The sequence below is a fragment of the Flavobacterium columnare NBRC 100251 = ATCC 23463 genome (genome assembly GCF_002530675.1).
GTDB lineage: Bacteria > Bacteroidota > Bacteroidia > Flavobacteriales > Flavobacteriaceae > Flavobacterium > Flavobacterium columnare.
The window spans coordinates 1-1,345 of the sequence record NZ_PCMX01000160.1 but is presented as its reverse complement, the minus strand read 5'-3'; the positions used below and the strand labels follow the sequence as shown (position 1 = coordinate 1,345).

General features: G+C 32.0%; 1 protein-coding gene and 1 pseudogene. Both read right to left on the bottom strand.

Annotation, left to right across the window (positions count from 1 at the left end; translation table 11 throughout):
- Positions 1-96: 96 nt before the first annotated feature.
- Entirely contained in the window at positions 97-903 is an 807-nt protein-coding gene (locus B0A78_RS13930; RefSeq protein WP_249030968.1) for a hypothetical protein, read from the bottom strand.
- A 48-nt stretch (positions 904-951) separates the two neighbouring features.
- A pseudogene (locus B0A78_RS15115) lies at positions 952-1,188 on the bottom strand (RHS repeat domain-containing protein); the annotation flags it as partial.
- Positions 1,189-1,345 lie beyond the last annotated feature (157 nt).

The window sequence follows — 1,345 nt, the reverse complement described above, 5'->3', positions numbered from 1 at the left end:
ATAATATTTATTTTCAAACTTTATACTGTACTTATTACCCAATAAATCAAAAGCAATAGAGTCTTTTTTATTCTTGGTTTTAAACAATTCCATATATCAATCTTTAATTATAACTTTATTAATTTTTGTACCTGCAGGAAGTTTTTTAATAGCATTGTTAATTTGTTTACCCATACTTCTATTTACACTTTTATCGAGAGGCTTTGTATTTGTTAAAATATCATCTGCTCCTCCTAATTGTAAATCAACTATATGATCAACATCTTCAGTGGGCTTAACTTCCCCTCCTGCTTTTTTATATCTATTTCTTAAATTAGATGCTCTTTTAGGGTTTTTGACTACAACCGTTTCTGCTTCAGTCAAAGCTTTAGCTTTAGCTGAAGCTGCTGCTTTTTGTTCAGGTGTCCAGTTGGGTTTGTTTTTTAATATTAAATCTACACCTTTAGAATTTTTAGCTAAATTTTTAACTACAAACTTACTTAATCCCTTTACCAAATAATAACCATCTACAATAGCATATGCTGTTTCAACACCTTTTATTACTTTCTCATAAAAATCAACACTATTTGAATTGTCTACAGCATTTTTAAATCTCATCCCATCTTCTCTGATATTACTGTAGTGTTCCATTACTTCAGGAGCAGCTTGCAACAATGTACCAAGATAGGCGTTATCATCAACTCCCATTTCAAAGAAACCTAAAAAGCTAATTCCTTTTGATAACGGAAGTCCTGCTTTGTATGCTTCAGTAGTTGTTCCAGGTGTTCTATCACTTTTGAAAGGATGAAATTCTGATACATCTCCAGTAGGAGAATGCATAAAGAAAGTGTGCTCTGCATTATTTTTGATAATTTCAGAAGATAAACTTAATTGTGTATACGCTTTACCTTCTCTATCAAGCATTTGTTGAGTCTTGTAGTAAAAATGAATTTCATCATTACCATCAGGATCTACATTATTAATTGGATTATTTGATGCGAATTGATATGTACTTAACCAAGGTTTTTCTACATTATCTGTACTCCACCATCTACCAATTCTTGGGTCAAGTAATCTCTCACCAAAATCATAACTATTCCCTTCGCCTTTAAGTTCGTTGTCAAGTTCCTTGCCATTAAATCCGTATCTATACTGATTACTAGACGAATGCCTATTTGGAACGAGGCTACCAAAAGGGTAATACTTTATGCGTTTTTTGCTAGGGTAACCACTACTTTGGGTATCTCTTTTCTGGCAAAACCGTTAAAAATTTTTTTTTCCGCTTGCCTTATCCTTACACTTCTACTTTTTTAAGAACGTATGCCTTTTGGGCATTTCAAATATATAAAAATCCGTTTATTTATCC